Source organism: Streptomyces sp. NPDC107559, assembly GCF_055657365.1.
Genome location: NZ_JBVKBD010000005.1, coordinates 270,788 through 291,053, shown reverse-complemented (window position 1 = coordinate 291,053; position 20,266 = coordinate 270,788). Strand labels below are relative to the sequence as shown.

Sequence of the window (20,266 nt, the reverse complement as noted above, 5' to 3'; positions counted from 1 at the left end):
GTCGTCCAGCCGATTGACTTCGGTGGAGTGTGGAGGCACCGGCCCCACCCGTCAATACGTCAACTTCCGGCCACAGGACCCGCGGGTGCCGCCGGATCCGCAGGAGCCTCAGAGGTCGCAGAAGCCTTGGGAGCCGCAGCGGCCGCGGAATCCGCGGCATCCGCAGAAGCCTTGGGAGCCGCGGGAGCCGCGGTGCTGGACCGCACCACCAGACTGGTGGCCAGCTCCACCCGGGTCGCCGTCGGCGACCCCTCGCCGCGCGCCAGCTCCAGCACCAGCCGGGCCGCCGCCTCCGCCATCTCGGTCAGCGGCTGCCGTACGGTCGTCAGCGGCGGCCCCACCCAGCGCGCCACCGGCAGATCGTCGAACCCGACCACGCTGAGGTCGTCCGGGATGCGCAGCCCCAGCTCGCGGGCGGCCTCGTAGAGCCCGAGCGCCTGGAGGTCGTTGCCGGCGAAGACGGCGGTGGGCCGGTCCGGCCGGCTCAGCAGTTCGCGGCCCAGCCGGTAACCGGCGTCGTGGTGGAAGTCGCCCGCCCTGATCAGCCCCGGATCGACGGGCAGACCGGCCGTCTCCAGGGCGGCCCGGTAGCCGTCCACCCGGGCACGGCTGCACATCATGGTGGCCGGTCCGCTGATCGCGCCGATGCGGGTGTGCCCGAGGTCGATCAGATGCCGGGTGGCGGCGAGGCCGCCCTGCCAGTTGGTGGCGCCGATGGACGGCACGTCGGCGCCCGGGTCGCCGGCCGGGTCCATCACCACGAACGGGATGGACCTGCTGGTCAGCAGGGCACGCTGGGACTCGTCGAGCCCTGACAGGACGAGGACGACGCCGTACGGGCGACGGGCGGCGACCTGGTCGGCCCAGGTCCGCCCCGGGGTGAGCCGACCCGCGCTCTCGCTCAGCACGACGCTCAGCCCGGCATCCCGGGCCACGTTCTCCACGCCTCGGATGACCTCCATCGCCCAGGCGCTCTCCAGCTCGTGGAAGACCAGGTCGATCAGCGGCGAGCGGCTGGCCTCGGCCCGGCGGCGCCGGTAGCCGTGGACGCGCAGCAGCTCTTCCACCCGGTTGCGGGTGGCCGGGGCGACATCGGCACGGCCATTGAGGACCTTCGAAACAGTCGGCGCCGACACGCCGGCCTCTCGGGCGATCTCGGCGAGCGTCGCGGTCCGGCTGGACCGCCCTGTCATCTGGGCTTCGGCAGGCTCCGGGGCTGTCATGGCGGCGATCGTATCCCTGCGCGACCTCTTGACGAACCCCCTGTCGCACCATAGGTTCCCGGAACATTCGAATTACATATCGAAACATTCGAACTGCACCCTCGGCACTGGCGTCATCAGCACCCCGAACACCTCCTACCGAGTGGAGCTTCATGACCACCTCCCCCTGGCGTGACCCCGCTCGGTCCGCCGCCGCCCGCGTCGACGACCTCCTGGCCCGGATGACCCTGGAGGAGAAGACCGCCCAGCTGTACGGAGTGTGGGTGGGAGCCGACACGGACGGCGACGGGGTCGCCCCGCACCAGCACGAGATGACCGACGGCTTCACCGACCAGGACTTCGCCGAGCTGATCACCCTCGGCCTGGGCCAGCTCACCCGCCCCTTCGGCACCGCCCCCGTCGACCCGGACCTCGGCGCCCTGGCCCTGGCCCGCGCCCAGCGCCGTATCGCCGCGGCGGGCCGCTTCGGCATCCCGGCCGTCACCCACGAGGAGTGCCTGGCCGGTTTCACCGCCTGGCGGGCCACCGCGTACCCCGTACCGCTGGCCTGGGGAGCGACCTTCGACCCGGCGCTGGTCGAGGAGATGGCCCGGCACATCGGCCGCGACCTGCGCTCGGTGGGCGTGCACCAGGGCCTGGCCCCGGTCCTGGACGTGGTCCGCGACCCCCGCTGGGGGCGGGTCGAGGAGACGATCGGCGAGGACCCGTACCTGGTCGGCACGGTCGGCAGCGCCTATGTGCGCGGCCTGGAGTCGGCCGGGATCGTCGCCACGCTCAAGCACTTCGCCGGGTACGCGTCCTCGGTGGGCGCCCGCAACCTGGCGCCGGTCCGCGCGGGCCTGCGCGAACTCGCCGACATCACGCTGCCGCCCTTCGAGATGGCGCTGCGCGAGGGCGGGGCGCGCAGCGTGATGGCGGCGTACAACGAGACGGACGGCGTGCCGGCCTCGGCCGACCCCTGGCTGCTGACCGGACTCCTGCGCGAGGAGTGGGGTTTCACGGGCACGGTGGTCGCCGACTACTTCGGCATCGGTTTCCTCCAGACCCTGCACCGGGTCGCCGGTTCGCCCGCCGAGGCCGCCCGGCTGGCGCTCACGGCCGGCATCGACGTGGAGCTGCCGACGTTGAAGTGCTACGGGCGGGACCTGGTCGCGGCCGTGCGGGAGGGCACGGTCCCGGCCGACCTGGTGGACCGGGCGGCCCGCCGCGTCCTGCTCCAGAAGTGCGAACTGGGTCTGCTGGACGAGGACTGGTCCCCGGAGCCGACGGCCTCCGTCGACCTGGACTCGGCGGCGAACCGCGCGCTGGCCCGGCGCCTCGCCGAGGAGTCGGTGGTCCTGCTGGACAACCCCGACGGCATCCTCCCGCTGGCCCCCGACGCGCGTGTGGCGGTCGTCGGCCCGCGGGCGGCGGACCCGCTCGCGATGCTGGGCTGCTACTCGTTCCCCTCGCACGTGCTGACGCACCACCCGCAGGTGCCGATGGGGATCGACATCCCCACGGTGCTTCAGGCGCTGCGCGCCGAGCTCCCCGACGCGAAGGTCACCTTCGCCGAGGGCTGCGGAGTCTCGGACCCGGACGACTCGGGCTTCGAGGAGGCGGTGGCGCGGGCCTCGGAGGCGGATGTGTGCGTGGCCGTCCTGGGCGACCGGGCCGGTCTGTTCGGCCGCGGCACGTCCGGGGAGGGCTGCGATGTGGCGGACCTGGACCTGCCGGGCCGCCAGGGCGAGCTGCTGGACCGGCTGGTGGCGACCGGCGTCCCGGTGGTCCTGGTCCTGCTGACCGGCCGCCCGTACGCGCTCGGCCGCTGGGAGGGCAGGCTGGGCGCGGTGGTGCAGGCGTTCTTCCCCGGGGAGGAGGGCGGCCCGGCGGTGACGGGGGTGCTGTCGGGCCGCGTCAACCCCTCCGGGCGGCTGCCGGTGAGCGTGCCGCGGCTGCCGGGCGGCCAGCCGTGGACGTACCTCCAGCCGCCGCTGGGCCTGGCGGGCGAGGTCAGCAACCTGGACCCGACCCCGCTGTACGCCTTCGGGCACGGGCGCTCCTACACCGAGTTCGCCTGGGAGGACTTCGAGGGCCCCGAGGCGGTGCTCGGCACCGACGGCACGGGCGGGGAGGGCCCGGACGGCACGTACGACGTGTCGGTGACCGTCCGCAACACGGGCGGCCGGGCGGGCGCGGAGGTGGTGCAGCTGTACCTGCACGACCCGGTGGCGTCCGTGACCCGCCCCGACGTCCGTCTGATCGGCTACCGGCGGCTGGAACTGGCGCCGGGCGAGGCGCGGCGCGTGACGTTCCACTTCCACCCGGACCTGTCCGCCTTCACCGACCGCGCGGGACGCCGGATCGTCGAACCGGGCGCGCTGGAACTGCGGCTGGGCGTCTCCAGCGCGGAGATCCGGCACACGGCCCGGCTGACCCTCACGGGCACGGTACGGGTCCTGGGGCCGGACCGCCGACTGCGCTGCGAGGTGAGCGAAGGCGCGTGAGCGAAGGCGCGTGAGCGGCCGGACAACGTGATCCGTCCGTAGCCGATATTCGTACAGATGTGTTCACAGCGTGTGCCAGAATCCGCCGACACCCCAGGCGCACGCACGTGACAGGAACGCACCCCCATGGACATACGACCGCAGCCGCTCCGCGAGTGGCTGCTCATCGGCACGATGCTGGCCGTGGCCTGGCTGCCACACGTCGTCGTCGGCATCGCGCTGATCATCGCGAGCCTGGTGTTCCACACCCCGTGGGCGCTGGTGTGGCTGGTGGGGATGTTCGTGACGGGGGCCACGCGCGGCTTCATGGGCCGGGACCGGCTGCCCGGCCGGGCCGTGCGGCCCGAGGACGAACCGGAACTGGTCGCGCTGGTGCAGGACGTGGCCGAGCGGGTCGGCTTCCGGGAGCCGCTGCTGGTACGGATCGTCCCCGATGTGGACGCGTCCATGGGACCGGCGAAGGTCGACGGTGTACGCACCTACGTCCTGCTGCTCGGTCTGCCCCTGCTGCGCATGCTGACCGACGTCCAGCTGGCCTCGGTCGTCGCCCATGAGCTGGCGCACCTCCACCACGCGCGCGACCGGCGCACGAACGCGCTGCGGTTCGCCCGCGCCTGTCTCGCGGACCGGATGGACGGTCGCTTCCGCCCGCTCGGCCCGCTGGCCGCACCGCTGCTGCGAGCCAGCCAGCCGCAGATGTGGCAGGCGGAGACGGCCGCCGACGCCGACGCCGTCCGGGTCGCCGGCACCGCGGCCACCGCCGAGGCGCTGCGCCGGACCGGGATCATCCACGCGGCGTTCGAGGGCCTGGGCGCCGACTGGGTGTTCTCGGCGGCCGAGGAGGACACCTACCCCGAGGACCTGTACGAGGCCCTGGAGAGCGCCCTCGCCGAACCGCTCGTGGCCGACCGCAGCGTCCTCTCCGTCACGTCGGAGGAAGAAATGGCCGCCGCCTCCCCGTACGCCGTCGAGGACCATCCGCCGCTCGGCCACCGGATCGCCGCGCTGCCCGCCGACGTCGAGGCGGCCACGTCGTACACCGGCGCGCCCCTCGCCCTGCGGACCGCGGAGTCCGTCGAGCGCTGGTGCGTGCGCCTGCTGGCCGAGCTGGAGGACACACCGGCGGACGACCGGCGCCCCATCCGTCTGCTCGACCTGCCCGACGACCGGCTGCACGCCCTGAGCGACCGCACGGGCCTCACGCTGCTGAAGCACGCCACCGGTCACGAGGCGCCCGAGGAGGCGGTGGCCGCCGCCCTGGACACCGTCGCCGACGGCAGCTGGCCGCGGCTGGCCCGCCGTCTCGAACCGCAGCTGCGCTGGATGCCTGCCACGGTGCGGTCGGTGGCCGCCCCGCAGGTGGTGAGCACCGCGGTGGTCCAGGGGCTGGAGTCCGTGCTGCACGCGGCCGGCTGGACCCACGCCAACCGCTGGATCAACAGCGTCCTGGTCGCGCCCGACGGCACGACCGTCGTGGACCTGTACGAGCCGATCGACGCCGCCCTGGAGAACGGGGACCCCGAGCCCGTACGAGCCCTGCTGGCGGCCGCGGCCACGCCCCGTGAGGAGACGGCCGCATGAGGCGCCCGGGACCCGCCCTGCGCGTCGCGCTCCTCGGATTCACCGTCACGGTCGTCGGCTACGCCCTGTTCGCCGGCTGGCTCGTCGGACACGCCTTCGCCTACGAGCACGCCCGCGACCGGGCCACGGCGAAGACCGACGGGCTGATCGTCGAGGACGGCATCGGCGACGACGAGGACATCCGGGTGCGCTGGACCGACGCGGACGGCCACCCGCACGTCCAGCGCTTCGGCGTCTACGACACCGACCGCTACACCGAGGGCAAGCACTTCAAGGTCTCCTACGATCCCGCCGAGGCGGACCCGCAGGGCTTCCCGGTGGACCCCGACGAGACCGCGGCCGAGGACGACCGCTGGGTGCCCGCCGTGCTCGGCGGGGCCGTCCTCGTCCCGCTGGGCGCGATCTGGCTCTGGCGCGGACTGCGGTTCCGGCTGGCGGCCCGGCGGCCGGGCCGCCCCATGACGGCCGCGGTGCGCCGCGGGGAGCGGCTGAACCTGCAGAACACGTTCCAGAACTCCAACAGCACGTGGCTGCTGCTGTCGGAGGCCGACCTGCCCGAGCCGGCCGACCGGCCGGAGCCGTCGGAGGTGGTGAAGCCGACCGAGCGCTGGCAGCGGGTCATGTGGCACCCGGCCCTCGACGAGCTGACGGACGGCCAGGCACCGGTGACCGTGCACGCCCGCGGCAGCCGGCCCGCCGTGGTGCGGCTGGCCGACGGCACCCGTCTGGTGCCGCTGGGGCGGCTGCGCCGGAAGCCGCCGACGAAGGTGTTTCTCGACGACCACGAGGTCGGCCGGCTCGACCTGCGGGACGCCTTCGTCCGCCCGGCCGACGCCGAACTGCGCCCCGCGCGCGCGTGGTGGTGGCCGGGCGCGGGCATCGCCGCGCTGGGCACCGTGCTCGGCGTCCTCGGGGGCTTCCTGATGGGCGGCGGCACACTGGTCGCGGTGGTGGGCTTCACCCTGTTCGTACCGACCCTGCTCACCTCGGTCTGGGCGCTGTCCGCACCCCAGCCCTGAGCCGGTCGTGCCGGTGTCCCGCGGGACACCGGCACACTCACCCGGTCCGCTCGGCCCCCGTGGCGAAGTACCGCCGTACGTACTCCTCCGGCGGCAGCTCGCTGTCCCGCATGAGGGAGAACACCTCCGCGCCCTCCTCGGGCGGCCCGTCGTTCGTGTACGCCTCGGCGAACCCCACATACGCGGCGTCGTCCAGGTCCTCGCAGTACTCGACGGCCTCGGCCTCGGCCCGCTCGATCGCCTCCTGCGGTGACCCGGCGGCCCACAGGGTCACCCGTTCCTCGTAGACCCCGAGGTCGCTGTGTCTGAAGACGCACCGCACGCCGTACCAGGACGGCTCCGGTGGCGCCGGTGCCTCCGCCACCTGCTCGAACCGCCAGCGGTGCACCGCCCGGGTGACCAACCCCGGCTCAGGTTCGGGGAGTTCGGGCAGGTCGGCGTCGTGGGGCGCGTCCCACCAGGTGATGACGAGAACGCGGTCCTGGGGGGCGCGGAAGGTCTCCCGGCGCAGCGGCTGCGGTCCGGGCAGTTCCTGTTCCCGTGCCCAGGCGAGCAGTTCGGCGCCGCGCCCGCTCGCCGCCCGCGCCTCCCACATCAGCGCGACGGTCATGAGTAGAGGTTGTCCTTGCTGACCTCGTGCACATGATCGTGACTGTGACTGTGACCGTGGCTGTCGCCGTGGCCGTGTTCCTGCCCGCGGCCCGGTACATGAGGGTCCGTCACCGGCAGCGAGGAGTCGGCCGAGAGGTCCCAGTCGGACGCGGACCGGCCCCGGGCGACCATCTCCGCACCGAGCGCGGCCACCATCGCGCCGTTGTCGGTGCACAGCTTGGGGCGCGGCACGCGCAGCCGGATCCCGGCCGCCTCGCAGCGCTCCTGGGCGAGGATCCGCAGCCGGGAGTTGGCGGCGACACCGCCGCCGATCATCAGATGGTCGACGCCCTCGTCCTTGCAGGCCCGTACGGCCTTGCGGGTCAGCACGTCCACGACCGCCTCCTGGAAGGACGCCGCCACGTCACGCACCGGCACCTCCTCCCCCGCCGCCCGCTTGGCCTCGATCCAGCGGGCCACGGCCGTCTTCAGTCCCGAGAAGGAGAAGTCGTACGCCGGGTCGCGCGGCCCGGTCAGTCCGCGCGGGAAGGCGATGGCGCTCGGGTCGCCCTCCTTGGCGTACCGGTCGATGACCGGGCCGCCGGGGAAGCCGAGGTTCAGCACCCGGGCGATCTTGTCGAAGGCCTCGCCCGCCGCGTCGTCGATGGTCGCGCCCATGGGGCGGACGTCGGAGGTGATGTCCGTGGACAGCAGCAGCGACGAGTGGCCGCCGGAGACCAGCAGGGCCATCGTCGGCTCCGGCAGCGCGCCGTGCTCCAGCTGGTCGACGCAGATGTGGGAGGCGAGGTGGTTGACGCCGTACAGCGGCTTGCCGAGCGCGTAGGCGTACGCCTTCGCCGCCGAGACGCCGACCAGCAGGGCACCCGCCAGACCGGGTCCCGCGGTGACCGCGATGCCGTCCAGGTCGCGCGCGGAGACCCCGGCCTCCTTCAGCGCGCGGTCGATGGTCGGCACCATCGCCTCCAGGTGCGCGCGGGACGCCACCTCCGGCACGACCCCGCCGAAGCGCGCGTGCTCGTCGACGCTGGACGCGATGGCGTCGGCCAGCAGGGTGGTACCGCGGACGACGCCGACGCCGGTCTCGTCGCAGGAGGTCTCGATCCCCAGGACCAGGGGTTCGTCAGCCATTGATCTCTGTTCCTTGTTCGGGGGTGGAGCCCTCGGCGGAGCCGCTGCCGGATTTCATGGTCAGGCGCATCACCAGGGCGTCGACGTTGCCCGGCTGGTAGTAGCCGCGGCGGAAGCCGATGGGCTCGAAGCCGAAACGCTCGTAGAGCCGCTGGGCGCTGACGTTGTCGACCCGGCATTCGAGCATGACCTCGGCGCACTCGAAGGTGGTCGCGGCCCTCAGCAGTTCGGTCAGCAGCCGGGAGCCGAGGCCGGTGCCCTGATGGTCACGGGCGACGGCGATGGTCTGCACGTCCGCCAGGTCTCCGGAGGCGGCCAGGCCCGCGTAGCCCACGACCCGGCCCTCGTGCTCGGCCAGGACGTACCGCCGGGTCGCCCCGGGGCCGCGCGCATGGGCCAGTTCGGACCAGAACATCCCCCGCGACCAGGCGTCCTCGGGGAAGAGTCCCTTCTCCAGCTCCAGCACGGGGTCGATGTCCCACCAGCGCATCTCGCGCAGACGCGGAGTCACGGGCTCGGTCACTTGGGGGTGACCACCTTGTAGTTCTTGGGCACCTGCGCGTCGGGCCGGCGCAGGTACAGCGGCCGGGGTTCGGGCAGTTCCTCGCCCGCGGCCAGCCTCTCGGCGGCCAGCGAGGCGAGGGCCGCAGCGGAGACGTGCTCGGGCTCGCGGGCGACCGGGAAGGTGTCGGGGTAGAGCAGCGCGCCCGCGCCCACGGCCGGGAGCCCGGCCACCTGGTCGGCGATGTCGGCGGGCCGGTCGACGGCGGGGCCGGTCAGCCGGGTGCGGGAGTCGGCGTACGTCGCCCAGTAGACCTCCTTGCGGCGGGCGTCGGTCGCCACGACGAAGGGGCCCTTCTCGATGTCGGCGGCGTACGCGAGGCCGTCCAGCGTGCACAGGCCGTGCACCGGGACGCCGAGCGCGAGCCCGAAGGTGTCGGCGGTCATCAGACCGACGCGCAGCCCGGTGTAGGGGCCGGGTCCGGTGCCGACGACGACCGCGGTGACGGCGTCGAGCTTCAGCCCGGCGTCGGCGAGCACACGGTCGACGGCCGGCAGCAGCAGCTCGCCGTGCCGGCGGGCGTCGACCTGGCTCGACGAGGCGATGACGTCCGTGCCGTCGTGCAGCGCGACGGTGACGGCGGGGGTGGCGGTATCCAGAGCGAGCAAGAGCACGCAAACAGCCTACGGCTCCGCGGCCCGTGCCGGACGCGCTGTTGCCCGGCCCGGGGTACGGAAAAGACCGCGGCCCGGGTGCGGGGATGCCCGGGCCGGGGTACGGGGATGCCCGGGCCGGGGTGCGGCGGGAAGCCCGCGAGGGTCCGACACGGGACCCGGCCGCGCGCTCGCACGCCCGGGCCGGGCGGGACCCGGCTGCTAACGTCGCCGGGAGGCACGGCGTACGGCTCTCGGTACGGATGCAGAGGTGGCAGCGGTGGCAAGCAGCAGCGCGGGATTCGTGGCCGGGCTGACCGCGACGGCCGTGGCGACGGTCGCCTTCCTCGCCTACCAGGCCTCGTCGACCGTCCCGGCCGGTTTCGACGTCGGCGCCGCGGCCGGCGCGGCCTCCAAGGCGGCCGCGAAGGCTCCCCGGGACAAGAGGAACCCCACCGCGCTGCCGAAGAACTCCGGTACGGGTGAACGGGTCGTGTACTCGGTGGACGACGACCGGGTGTGGCTGGTCGGCGGGAGCGGCCGGGTCGAGCGCACCTTCGCGGTCACGCCGGGCAGCGTCGACCCGCAGCCGGGTTCCTACTTCGTCACCTCCCGCTCGAAGGCGGTCACCGGCACGGACGGCACCCCCATCGAGCACGTCGTGCGCTTCGCCGACGCGGGCGACGTGGTCATCGGCTTCAGCGCGGCCGTGGAACCCCCGGAGGACCCCTCCGACACGAGCGTGAAGACGGGCGGCATCCGCGAGTCCCGCAAGGACGGCGACGCGATGTGGGTGTTCGCGACGATCGGCCAGAAGGTCGTCGTGATCCGCTGAACGGCGGTTCTCCGCCGGCCACGCGGCCTCTCGGCGGCCCACCGCCCGTTCGCCGGCCAGGCGGCCTCTCGGCGACCCACCGCCCGTTCGCCGGTCAGGCGGCCTCTCGGCGGCCCTCCGTCAGTTCGTCGGGCGCGCGGGGCGGGGTGGAGATCGCGTCCGCGGCCGCGCACGAGGCCAGCAGCTCACGCATCGACGGTCTGCTCGTCGACGGTCCGCGCTGGGACAGGCCGCGCAGGGCCGACCCGCGCTGCGCGGGCTGCGCCTGGGGTTCCGTGGCCGGCATGGACGCCTCCTGGGGGCCGGGGGCGGACGTGGTTAGGTAGACCTAACTACGAACTGGATACCATGTGACCACGCCCGGAGCACCCGGCGCAACATCTTGCCGACGGATTGTCGGAACGTTCATGCGAACGTCCCAGCCGGCGCGGGACCCGTCCCGGACGGCCTCAGGCCGAAAGAACGCTCAGGTCGACCGTGCTCCAGCGCTCCCCGAGGCCGGTCACGGTCACGTGCCGCACCTCGTCGGTCGTGTCGCCCACGGCCCGGTGGATACGGACCTGGAGCCGCTCGTCGGTCAGCTCCTCGACCTTGCCCTCGCCCCACTCCACGACGATCACGGACTCGGGAAGGGAGACATCGAGGTCGAGGTCCTCCATCTCGTCCAGTCCGCCGCCCAGCCGGTAGGCATCGACGTGCGCAAGCGGAGGGCCGTCGCCGAGCGAGGGGTGCACCCGGGCGATGACGAAGGTCGGCGACGTGACGGCGCCGCGCACGCCGAGGCCCTCGCCGAGCCCGCGGGTGAGCGTGGTCTTGCCCGCGCCGAGCTCGCCGCTGAGCATCACCAGGTCGCCCGGGCGCAGCAGCTTGGCCAGACGGCGGCCCAGTTCGCGCATCTGGTCGGGCGAGGTGACGGTCAGTTCGAGGTCAGCCGGGCTGTGCGGTGCTGCTGGTGCTTCCATAGCCACCCACGGTAGCCCCTGCGGGCACGGCACCGGCGCGGGTGAGCAGGTCGGCGAGGCGGTCGGTCACCGCCTCCGGGTGTTCCAGCATCACCAGGTGCCCGGCGTCCGGCACGAGCACGAGTTCGGCGTCCGGCAGCAGACCGGCGATGGCCTCGCTGTGCTCGCTGGGCGTCACCAGGTCCCGGACCCCGGCGAGCACCAGGACCGGCATGTCCTTGAACAGCCCGAGCGCCTCGGTCTTGTCGTGGTCGGTGAACGCCGGATAGAACTCGGCGACCACGTCGATCGGCGTGCTCTCGATCATCCGTTCGGCGAATCGCTCGACCGCGGGGTCGACGTCCCGGGACGCGAACGAGTACCGCTTGATGATCCCGGCGAACAGCTCCGCCGTCGCCCTGCGCCCCTTCTCCACCAGCTCGGCCTGCTGCCCCAGCGCCTTCAGCACACCGGGGAGCACCCGGCGCACCGCGTTGACGCCGGCGACGGGCAGCCCGAAGTTGACCTCGCCGAGCCGCCCCGACGACGTACCGACCAGGGCTGTGGCGACCACCCGGTCGCGGATCAGCTCCGGGTACAGGGCCGCCAGCGCCATCACCGTCATCCCGCCCATGGAGTGGCCGACCAGCACGATCGGTCCGTCCGGCGCGGCGGCGTCGATGACGGCCTTCAGGTCCCGGCCCAGCTGGTCGATGGTGACCGGCGCACCGCCGCCGTTCTGCGCCGCCCCGCGCCCGGACCGGCCGTGGCTGCGCTGGTCCCAGTGCACGGTCCGTACGACACCGCGCAGCGCCGCCCGCTGGAAGTGCCAGGAGTCCTGGTTGAGGCAGTAGCCGTGGCTGAAGACGACGGTGACGGGGAGGGGGGCCTTGCGGCCGAAGAGCCGGCGCCTGCGGGGTGCCGGGCCGCCCTCGGGCTCGACGTCGTCGACCTCGTAGTAGAGCTCGGTGCCGTCGTCGGCGTACGCCTTGCCGGGGGTGCCCCGCAGCGCGCCGTAGGGGCCGGTGGAGTCCAGTGCGAGCCGGGCCCGCCTGCGCATCCCGCGTCCGACGGTCATCCGCTCGATGGCGACGCCGGCGGCCGCGCCCGCGGCCAGCACGCCTATCGCGGCACCGGCGAGACCGGTCGTCCTGCGCCAGCCGCCGGACGCCGCCGCGGCGGAGGCGACGGCCGCTGTGGCGCTCGCGACGGCCTCCGCACTGCTCTCGCTCACGTACCGCTCCTCTTCCCCGTGTCGGCCGTGACGGCCGGACCGGCCGCCGTCGCCGCACCGGCCGGGTCGGCCGTGGCCGTGGTGGTCGTCGTACTTGTCCCCGGTTCCTCGTTCACGTAGACGCGAGGAACGCGCGTTCCGATGCGCGTGACGATTTCGTACGCGATGGTGCCCGCGGCCTGGGCCCAGTCCTCCGCGGTGGGCTCGCCCCGGTCGCCGGAGCCGAAGAGGACCGCGCGGGAGCCCGGCTCGGGCTCGTCGCCGCCGAGGTCGACGACGAACTGGTCCATCGCGATCCGGCCGGCGGCCGTGCGCCACTTGCCGTCGACGAGGACCGGTCCGCTGCCGGAGGCGTGCCGCGGAATGCCGTCCGCGTAGCCGACGGGCACCAGGCCGAGGGTGGTCTCACCGGGGGTGACGTAGTGATGGCCGTAGCTCACCCCGTGACCGGCCGGGACCCGCTTCACCAGCGCGAGGGACGCCGACAGCGTCATCACCGGGCGCAGCCCGAGGTCGGCGGGGGTGCCGAGTTCGGGGCTCGGCGAGATGCCGTACACGGCGATCCCGGTCCGCACGAGGTCGAAGTGGCTCTCGGGCAGGGTCAGCGTGGCGGGCGAGTTGGCGATGTGCCGCACCTCGGGGCGGACCCCTCGTGCCTCCGCGTACGCCAGCATCTCCCGGAAGAGGCCGAGCTGCGCGGCGATGGAGGGATGCCCGGGTTCGTCGGCACAGGCGAAGTGCGACCAGAGCCCGGTGATCCGGACCAGCCCCTCGGCCTCGGCCGCCAGGGCCGCGCCGACCAGCTCGGCCCAGTCCTCGCCGGGCTGGCAGCCGCTGCGGCCGAGCCCGGTGTCGGCCTTGAGCTGCACCCGCGCGGGTACACCGGCCGCCCGCGCCGCCCGTGTGACCTCCCGCAGCGCCCACATCCCGCTCACGGAGACGTCGAGGTCGGCCTCGATCGCCTCCTGCCAGGGCCCGCCGGGCGTCCACAGCCAGCACATGATCCGCCCCGGCAGGCCGGCGGCCCGCAGCGCCAGGGCCTCCTCGGGGGTGGCCGTGCCGAGCCAGGTCGCTCCCGCGTCGAGGGCCGCTCGGGCGCAGCGGACCGCGCCGTGGCCGTACGCGTCGGACTTCACGACGGCCATGAGGGCCGCGTCCGGCGCGAGGGCGCGCAGGGTACGCACATTGGCCCGCAGGGCCGCCAGGTCGATCTCGGCGCGGGCACGCAGGGGGGCGGTCGGCGAAGGTGCTGTCTCATTCATGGCGCCCCCAGTGTCTCAGAGGGGTGCGGCGGCCCTTCGGCACCGGCCCGGGTGGGCGGGACTACGGCACCGGCCCGGGTGGGCGGGACTACGGCACCGGCCCGGGTGGGCGGGACTACGGCACCGGCCCGGGTCCGGAGTTCTAAGGCGCCGGCCTGTGCCCCCACACGTACACGCGGTCGTTCTGCTTCAGCACGTCCCACAAGGTGCGCGCGTCGCCCAGGGTCAGATTCACGCAGCCCCAGGAGCCGACGGTCGTGTAGAGACTGCCGTACACGGCGTGGAAGGCCTCTCCGCCGTCGAAGAACTGGGAGTACGGCATGGGGGTGTGGTAGATCGTCGACACGTGGTTCTTGTGCCGCCAGTAGACCGTGTGCCATCCGGGCCGGGTCCGGTGCCCGATCCGCCCGCTGCGCATCGGCACGGGTCCGAACAGCACCTTCTTCCCCTTCTGCACCCACGTCAGCTGCCGGTCGAGGTCGACACAGGCCACCCGGTACGTCCGCACCGGGCACTTCCCGGCCGCGTTGGGGTCCTTGCTCGCGGACTTCAGCATCATCCGCGCCCAGGTCACGGTCCCGGCGAACCCGGTGGCGGGCTTGATCTTCTCCTTCTCCTGGAACGCCCGGATCGCCCGGCAGTCGGCCGCCGACTGCTTCCCGTCCTCCTTCAGCTTCAGCCAGCGCTCGACCTGTCGCTGGAACGGCCCGGTCCGCAGGCTGCACGTCACGCCCGAGACCGCATCGGCCAACGGGACGTACTCGACCAGCGCGTAGGTCCCGCGCCCGGCGGCGCGCGGCTCGACCGCGTCCTCGGCGGCGCTGGGCACGTACGTCCTCGGTGCCAGCATCTGGTCGGGGGTGTCGAACTGCCAGGGCTGGTACGGCCCCGGCGGCACCCCCGGCACGAGTTCGCCCTCGGGACCGGCGGCGGGGCCGGGCGCCGGCACGGGACCGGTGACGGAAAGCGTGGCGGGAGGCCGGGGCGCGGCCTGGGCGGCGACGGCACCGGCGGGAAGCACGGCGACGGCGGCGAGCAGAGCGCCGATCCCCCGCACCGCCCGCGCTCCCCGGCCTCCTCGGACTCTCCGAACTCCCCGGACTCCCCAGACTCCCCGGATTCTTCGCATTCGTACGCTGATCATGCGATCAGCGAATCGTGATGGGGGACCGTACGGAGGGTGGCGCGCGGCGGGGTCCCCCGATCAGCCGGGCCCCCCGTTCAGCCCTTGCGCCGGGCAGCAGGCAGCTGACCGGCTCCCAGCAGCAGGATTCCGGTGAGCAGGAGCACGTTCGCGGCGAAGAAGCGGACCTCCCAGGACGGCGTCGGCAGCGCACCGAAGTAGAACAGCCCCTGCAACACGCAGGACGCTCCCATCAGGAGTGCTCCGGTTCCGTAGACACGGCGATGCCGGACATGGCGGCGCGCCCACGGCAGCGTCCACCCCGTGCGTATCGAAGCCACTCCCAGGGCCATGAACAGCAGGCCCAGGACCAAGCCGATTCCGACGACCCATTCCACAGGGCTTCCTCCGAACGACGAACACGGGCGTCAAGACTGGCGTCGACAGGACTGGCGTCAAGACGTCCCGACCAGGACGCACGCATGCTGCCGCCACCCGCCGTGGGGCGGCAATGCCGGACTCCGGCAGTCATCGGCGCGCTTCACTGCGCAGGCACGGCAAAGCGCTTCCGACCCGCTCTCCCTCAGTCCCGTACGTCCCGCCAGGCTCCCGGAATCGCCTCGGCCACGTCGTGCGCCCCCGCCGGCGCCCCGTCCGAGGCGAACCGCCCCGCCAGCCCGTGCAGATACGCCGCCACGCTCCCCGCGTCGACCGCGCTCAGCCCCGCCGCCAGCAGCGATCCGCCCAGCCCCGACAGCACGTCCCCGCTCCCGGCCGTGGCCAGCCAGGACGTGCCCGTCGGATTCACCCGTACGGTTCGTTCCCCGGGGCCCGCGACCAGCGTCGTCGACCCCTTCAGCAGTACGGTCGCCCCGTACCGCCCCGCCAGTTCCCGCACCGACTCCAGCCGCGCCCCCTCGACCTGTTCCCGCGCCACGCCGAGCAGCGCGGCGGCCTCCCCGGCGTGCGGGGTCAGCAGGGTCGGTGCCGTACGCGCCCGTACCGCCCCGGGCTCGGCCAGCCGCAGCCCGTCGGCGTCCAGCAGCACCGGCACGTCCGTCGCCAGCACCTCCGCCACGGCGTCCGCGTCGTCCCCGGCCCCCGGTCCGACGACCCACGCCTGCACGCGCCCGGCGTTCCCGGGCCCCCGGTCCGACACCAGGGTCTCCGGGAACCGCGCGATGACGGAGTCCCCGGCGGGCCCCACGTACCGCACCGCCCCGGCCCCGCCCCGCAGCGCCCCGGCCACGGCCAGCACCGCGGCCCCCGGGTAGCGCGCCGACCCGGCGGCGATGCCGACGACACCGCGCCGGTACTTGTCGCTCTCCGGGCCGGGCAGCGGCAGCAGCTCGGCCACGTCCGCGTGCTGCAACGCCTCCAGCTCCGGCTCGACGGGCAGTTCGGGCCCGAGCCCGATGTCCACGAACCGCACGGACCCGGCGTACTCGCGCGCCGGGTCGATCAGCAGCCCCGGCTTGTGCGTCCCGAAGGTCACCGTCAGGTCGGCGCGCACGGCGGCGCCCCGTACCTCTCCGGTGTCCGCCTCCACCCCGCTGGGCAGGTCGACGGCGACGACGGCCGCGCGGGACTCCTCGACGAGCGCGGCCAGCGCCGCCGCCTCCGGACGCAGACCGCCGGTGCCCCCGATGCCCACGATGCCGTCGACGACGAGAGCCGCCCGGCGGATCGGCGCCTCGGCCGCGTCCGGGGCGACCGTCACGCCACCCGCCCGGCGCAGCGCGGCGAGGCCGCCCGCGTGGGTGCGCTCCGGGGCCAGCAGCACCGCCGTGACACCCGCGCCGCGGCGGGCCAGCCGGGCCCCGGCGTACAGGGCGTCGCCGCCGTTGTCGCCGCTGCCGACCAGCAGTACGACCCGGGTGCCGTAGACCCGCCCGGCCAAGTCCGCGCAGGCTGCGGCCAGTCCGGCGGCGGCACGCTGCATCAGCGCGCCCTCCTGCAGCCGCGCCATCAGCTCCCGTTCGGCAGCCCTCACCGTCTTCACGCTGTACGCAGTACGCATGGGTCCGAGTCTTCCCTACGGCACCCGCACCCCGCAGGTTCCGACCCTCGCTCGGACCCCCGGCAGGCTCGGGGTCACCCCTCCGCCACGACCACCGCCGAGGCCACCCCGGCGTCGTGACTGAGGGACACGTGCCAGGAGCACACCCCGAGTTCCGCCGCACGGGCCGCCACCGTGCCCGTCACCCGCAGCCGCGGCCGTCCGCTGTCCTCGACGAACACCTCGGCGTCCGTCCAGAGCAGACCGGCCGGCGCGCCCAGCGCCTTGGCCAGCGCCTCCTTCGCCGCGAACCGCGCCGCGAGCGAGGCGATGCCCCTGCGCGCCCCGCTGGGCAGCAGCAGCTCCCGGTCCAGGAACAGCCGTTGCGCCAGTCCGGGCGTGCGCTCCAGCGACGCCGCGAACCGGTCGATCTCGGCCACGTCGATACCGACCCCGATGATGCTCATGCCGAGCACCCTACGGCCGGTGTTCCGCCGTCGGCGCGACTGTCACAGTGGACTGCTAGCCTGCGGCAACTTGATCACTTGAGCCACACACGTAACCTGCACCACGCACGCGGTGCAGGTGGCAGAGGTGGCGCGGGTGACACCATCCACATCACACACCGTGCACAGCAGCGCGCCCTGGGGGCCAGTCGGCGCGCAACGGCCGGCGACGCCAGGGGGCGGAGGAATGAGCAGTTCCAGCAATGGCAGGGGCGGGACATCCGGAGGTGCGTACGACGGTACGCACGGGGGCGCTTGGGCCCTGGTGTCCGACCCCTTCGACTACCTGCCCGAGCTCGCCCCGCTGCGCGCCGCCGCGCAGGCCGGCGACTGGCCCGCCGTACGGGCCTTCTTCACGGGCCTCGACTCAGCCGAGAAGGTCTCCTACGCCTCGGGGCTGCTCTCCGACATCGCCGGCGTCGAGGGCTTCCTGGAGCGCGCGGCCGCCGAGCTGCCCGGCGACCCGCTGCCGCGCACCCTGCTGGCCAGGCGGTACATCGGCATCGGCTGGGACATCCGCAGCGGCGCCCGCGCGAAGCACGTCTCGCGCGACCAGTTCGACCAGTTCCACGCCTGGCTGCGCAAGGCCGAGCAGCTGCTGATCGAGGTGTGCGCCGAGCAGCCCGCGTACGCCCCCGCCTGGACGGCCCGGCTGATCACCGTGCGCGGTCTGGAACTGGGGCAGGCCGAGGCCCGCCGCCGCTACGACCGGCTGTCCGCCCACCACCCCCACCACTACCGGGCGCAGGTCCAGCTGCTCCAGCAGGTGTGCCCCAAGTGGAGCGGCTCCTGGGAGGACGCGCACGGTTTCGCCCGGGAGTGCGCGAGCGCCGCGCCCGACGGTTCGGTGGCGGGCGCCCTGGTCGCGGAGGCCCACATCGAGCACTGGCTGGACCTCGACAGCGGCGCGGACGTGGCGTACATGCGGGGCCTGCCGGTCCGCGACGACCTGCGGTTCGCCGCCGAGGTGTCGGTGCTGCACCGCGACCACCGGCCCGGCTGGGACACCGTGGGCGCGCACAGCGTCTTCGCGATGGCCTTCTCGATCGGCGGCCACTTCGCGGACGCCGCCCCGCACTTCGCCGCGCTGGGCAACCGGGTCTCGGAGTCCCCGTGGCACTACCTGCCGGACTGGCGCGGCCAGTTCACCAAGTTCCGCAACAACGCGCTGGCGACGCTCTGAGGAGGAGACCGCACATGACCACACCACCGCACACCGACAGCGGCACGAGCGCCGTCCGCACCGGCTCCGGCTCCGGCTCCGATCTCTCCGCCCTCGACGGCCTGATATCCCACACCACCACCCAGGGCGTCCCCACCCTCTACGCCCCGCGCCCCGGCGAGATCACCGCCGGTCTCTTCTTCCGGGTGGGCCGCGCCGACGAGACCCTGGCCACCGCCGGGATCACCCATCTCGTCGAGCATCTCGCCCTGCACCGCCTGGGCCTGTCCGACCTGCACTACAACGGCGCGACGGCGAACACGTACACCCTCTTCCACGTCACCGGCAGCGAGGACGAGGTGGTCGCGTACCTCAACAGCGTCTGCGCGGCCCTGCGCGACCTGCCGCTCGCCCGGCTGGAGACGGAGAAGGAGATCCTGCGCACCGAGGCGGCGGGCCGTAGCGGCGGCCCCGGCTCCCAGCTGCCGCTGTGGCGCTACGGCGCCCAGAGCTACGGTCTGACCAGCTACAACGAGCTGGGCACCTGGGGTCTGACCGCCGACCAGGTCCGGCACTGGGCCGAGACCCGCTTCACCCGCGACAACGCGGTGCTGTGGCTGACCAGCGACAGCGTGCCGGCCGGACTGGACCTCACGCTGCCCACCGGCACCCGCCACCCGGCCCCGGCGGCGACCAGCGCGCTGCCGGTGACCCCCGCCTACATCCACGGCGACGACGGCCATGTGGTCTTCACGTCCGTCCTGCGCCGCTCCACCGCGGCCTCCGTCTTCGCGGACGTACTGGGCCGGGCCCTCTTCCAGGACCTGCGCCAGGAGGGCGGCTACTCGTACTCGGCGGAGGCCGACTACGCCCCGCGCGACGCCGACCACGCGACCCTCACCGCGTACGCCGACGCCCTGCCGAAGAAGCAGGACGCGGTGGTCGGCGGCTTCGTCGACACCCTGGCGCGGCTGCGCGCGGGCCGTATCGAGCAGTCCGAACTGGACTCGGCGCGGGTCAAGATCCTCAAGCGGTACGACACTCCCGACCTCGGCGCCTCCTCGCTTCCGTCGTACGCGCTCAACCTCCTGCTCGGCCACCGCCTCCTCTCCCCCGAGCAGCACCGGGCCGAGCTGAACGCCGTCACGCTCGCCGATCTGCGCGAGGTGGCGCGGGAGGCCTGGTCGACCGGGCTCCTCCAGGTACCCGGCCGGGGCGCCGACTGGGCGGGCTTCGAGGTGGCCCCGCAGTACTCGCAGGCGGCCGTCGTCGGCACCCGCCACCAGTCCCTGGAGGACGACGGGATCACCCTGGTCATCGGCGACGAGGGCGTCAGCCTCGCCACCCCCCGCGGCCCGGTCACCGTCCGGTACGACGCCTGCGCGGTCATGACCACCCGTCCCGACGGCGCCCGCAGTCTCACCGGTACGGACGGCTTCTGCGTGTCCGTCGAGCCGACCCTGTACCGGAGTGTGACGCCGGAGCGGATCGCGGCGGTCGACGCGTCCGTCCCCACGGCCGCGGTGGTCCCGCTGCCGGCCCGCGACCCGCAGCAGATACCCCGGCCCCGCGAACGGCGGTCCGCCCCGCAGTCCCCGGGCAGCGGCCGCTCCACCTGGGCCTGGACCCTCGGCCTCTGGCTGGTCGGCTCGCTCGCCGCGATCTGGAGCCTGCTGTCCGCCGCGATCACCGCCGACGAGCTGGGCGCCGCGGACCCCGAGTGGGACGCGGTGGTCGGCGTATGGGTGCTGGCCCTGCCGCTGCTGCTGGTGACCTGGCAGCTCCACCGCTCACGCCGGCGCAGACGCCGCTGACCCGCCCGTCGGGTGCGCACCCGGTCCGCCGCCGGACCGCCGCTCGGGTGCGCACCCGGCCCACCGCCGGGGCCGCCCGGGGACTCGGCGGAGAATCCGATCGTCGGCCCGGGCGGCGCGCCCGGCACACCCCTGTCACGAAGAGCGCTCCTGTGTCATGAAGCGCGCCCCCTCAAACCATGCGCC

The 20,266-nt window shown here is 73.9% G+C and carries 18 protein-coding genes and 1 pseudogene; 6 read left to right on the top strand and 13 right to left on the bottom strand.

Annotation, left to right across the window (positions count from 1 at the left end):
• Positions 1–59 precede the first annotated feature (59 nt).
• Positions 60–1,223: a LacI family DNA-binding transcriptional regulator gene (locus ACZ7OY_RS18465; RefSeq protein WP_471912310.1), complete on the bottom strand. Its 1,164-nt coding sequence runs from the start codon at positions 1,221–1,223 to the stop codon at positions 60–62.
• Between the two features lie 152 nt (positions 1,224–1,375).
• Between ACZ7OY_RS18465 and ACZ7OY_RS18460 the strand changes: the two genes are divergently transcribed.
• From ACZ7OY_RS18460 to ACZ7OY_RS18450, 3 genes are all read left to right on the top strand, one after another.
• The gene (locus tag ACZ7OY_RS18460; RefSeq protein ID WP_471912309.1) at positions 1,376–3,709 is read left to right on the top strand and encodes a beta-xylosidase/alpha-l-arabinosidase; all 2,334 of its coding nucleotides are present in this window, start codon (positions 1,376–1,378) and stop codon (positions 3,707–3,709) included.
• 126 nt (positions 3,710–3,835) lie between these two features.
• The gene (locus ACZ7OY_RS18455) at positions 3,836–5,290 is read left to right on the top strand and encodes a M48 family metalloprotease (RefSeq protein WP_471912308.1); all 1,455 of its coding nucleotides are present in this window, start codon (positions 3,836–3,838) and stop codon (positions 5,288–5,290) included.
• Complete coding sequence (locus ACZ7OY_RS18450) at positions 5,287–6,309, top strand: hypothetical protein (RefSeq protein WP_471912307.1); 1,023 nt, start codon at positions 5,287–5,289, stop codon at positions 6,307–6,309. Before ACZ7OY_RS18455 ends, ACZ7OY_RS18450 begins: the two co-directional genes overlap by 4 nt.
• A 355-nt stretch (positions 6,310–6,664) precedes the next feature.
• Here ACZ7OY_RS18450 and ACZ7OY_RS18445 read toward each other — a convergent pair.
• The 4 genes and pseudogenes from ACZ7OY_RS18445 to tsaB form a co-directional block, all read right to left on the bottom strand.
• Positions 6,665–6,919, bottom strand: a pseudogene (locus tag ACZ7OY_RS18445) (hypothetical protein); the annotation flags it as partial.
• Positions 6,916–8,049: a tRNA (adenosine(37)-N6)-threonylcarbamoyltransferase complex transferase subunit TsaD gene (gene tsaD / locus ACZ7OY_RS18440; RefSeq protein WP_471912306.1), complete on the bottom strand. Its 1,134-nt coding sequence runs from the start codon at positions 8,047–8,049 to the stop codon at positions 6,916–6,918. The pseudogene ACZ7OY_RS18445 and the gene tsaD, both read right to left, overlap by 4 nt.
• Entirely contained in the window at positions 8,042–8,572 is a 531-nt protein-coding gene (gene rimI, locus ACZ7OY_RS18435) for a ribosomal protein S18-alanine N-acetyltransferase (RefSeq protein WP_471912305.1), read from the bottom strand. Before rimI ends, tsaD begins: the two co-directional genes overlap by 8 nt.
• Entirely contained in the window at positions 8,569–9,225 is a 657-nt protein-coding gene (gene tsaB, locus ACZ7OY_RS18430; RefSeq protein WP_351612515.1) for a tRNA (adenosine(37)-N6)-threonylcarbamoyltransferase complex dimerization subunit type 1 TsaB, read from the bottom strand. Before tsaB ends, rimI begins: the two co-directional genes overlap by 4 nt.
• A gap of 259 nt (positions 9,226–9,484) precedes the next feature.
• Between tsaB and ACZ7OY_RS18425 the strand changes: the two genes are divergently transcribed.
• Complete coding sequence (locus ACZ7OY_RS18425; protein WP_471912304.1) at positions 9,485–10,039, top strand: hypothetical protein; 555 nt, start codon at positions 9,485–9,487, stop codon at positions 10,037–10,039.
• Between the two features lie 94 nt (positions 10,040–10,133).
• Here the strand turns inward: ACZ7OY_RS18425 and ACZ7OY_RS18420 are convergent, their stop codons facing one another.
• The 8 genes from ACZ7OY_RS18420 to ACZ7OY_RS18385 all read right to left on the bottom strand — a co-directional run bounded on the left by ACZ7OY_RS18420 (position 10,134) and on the right by ACZ7OY_RS18385 (position 17,065).
• Entirely contained in the window at positions 10,134–10,325 is a 192-nt protein-coding gene (locus tag ACZ7OY_RS18420; protein ID WP_471912303.1) for a hypothetical protein, read from the bottom strand.
• A gap of 163 nt (positions 10,326–10,488) precedes the next feature.
• Complete coding sequence (gene tsaE / locus ACZ7OY_RS18415; protein ID WP_471912302.1) at positions 10,489–11,001, bottom strand: tRNA (adenosine(37)-N6)-threonylcarbamoyltransferase complex ATPase subunit type 1 TsaE; 513 nt, start codon at positions 10,999–11,001, stop codon at positions 10,489–10,491.
• Positions 10,967–12,214: an alpha/beta fold hydrolase gene (locus ACZ7OY_RS18410; protein WP_384722860.1), complete on the bottom strand. Its 1,248-nt coding sequence runs from the start codon at positions 12,212–12,214 to the stop codon at positions 10,967–10,969. The genes tsaE and ACZ7OY_RS18410 overlap by 35 nt, the downstream gene beginning before the upstream one ends.
• The gene (gene alr, locus ACZ7OY_RS18405) at positions 12,211–13,476 is read right to left on the bottom strand and encodes an alanine racemase (RefSeq protein WP_471912301.1); all 1,266 of its coding nucleotides are present in this window, start codon (positions 13,474–13,476) and stop codon (positions 12,211–12,213) included. Before alr ends, ACZ7OY_RS18410 begins: the two co-directional genes overlap by 4 nt.
• Before the next feature lie 142 nt (positions 13,477–13,618).
• Positions 13,619–14,533 (bottom strand): L,D-transpeptidase family protein, encoded by a 915-nt coding sequence (locus ACZ7OY_RS18400; protein ID WP_471912300.1) that lies wholly within the window; start codon positions 14,531–14,533, stop codon positions 13,619–13,621.
• Positions 14,534–14,697: 164 nt separating this feature from the next.
• Positions 14,698–14,997, bottom strand: coding sequence for a hypothetical protein (locus tag ACZ7OY_RS18395; protein ID WP_471912299.1), 300 nt, complete (start codon positions 14,995–14,997; stop codon positions 14,698–14,700).
• Positions 14,998–15,182: 185 nt separating this feature from the next.
• Complete coding sequence (locus ACZ7OY_RS18390) at positions 15,183–16,619, bottom strand: NAD(P)H-hydrate dehydratase (protein WP_471912298.1); 1,437 nt, start codon at positions 16,617–16,619, stop codon at positions 15,183–15,185.
• A gap of 74 nt (positions 16,620–16,693) precedes the next feature.
• Complete coding sequence (locus tag ACZ7OY_RS18385; RefSeq protein ID WP_471912297.1) at positions 16,694–17,065, bottom strand: holo-ACP synthase; 372 nt, start codon at positions 17,063–17,065, stop codon at positions 16,694–16,696.
• Positions 17,066–17,369: 304 nt separating this feature from the next.
• On the opposite strand from ACZ7OY_RS18385, the gene ACZ7OY_RS18380 reads away from it, so the two are divergent.
• Positions 17,370–18,287, top strand: a complete 918-nt coding sequence (locus ACZ7OY_RS18380; protein WP_471912296.1) for a hypothetical protein — start codon at positions 17,370–17,372, stop codon at positions 18,285–18,287.
• Between the two features lie 14 nt (positions 18,288–18,301).
• Positions 18,302–20,080 (top strand): M16 family metallopeptidase, encoded by a 1,779-nt coding sequence (locus ACZ7OY_RS18375; protein ID WP_471912295.1) that lies wholly within the window; start codon positions 18,302–18,304, stop codon positions 20,078–20,080.
• The last annotated feature ends 186 nt before the right edge of the window (positions 20,081–20,266 follow it).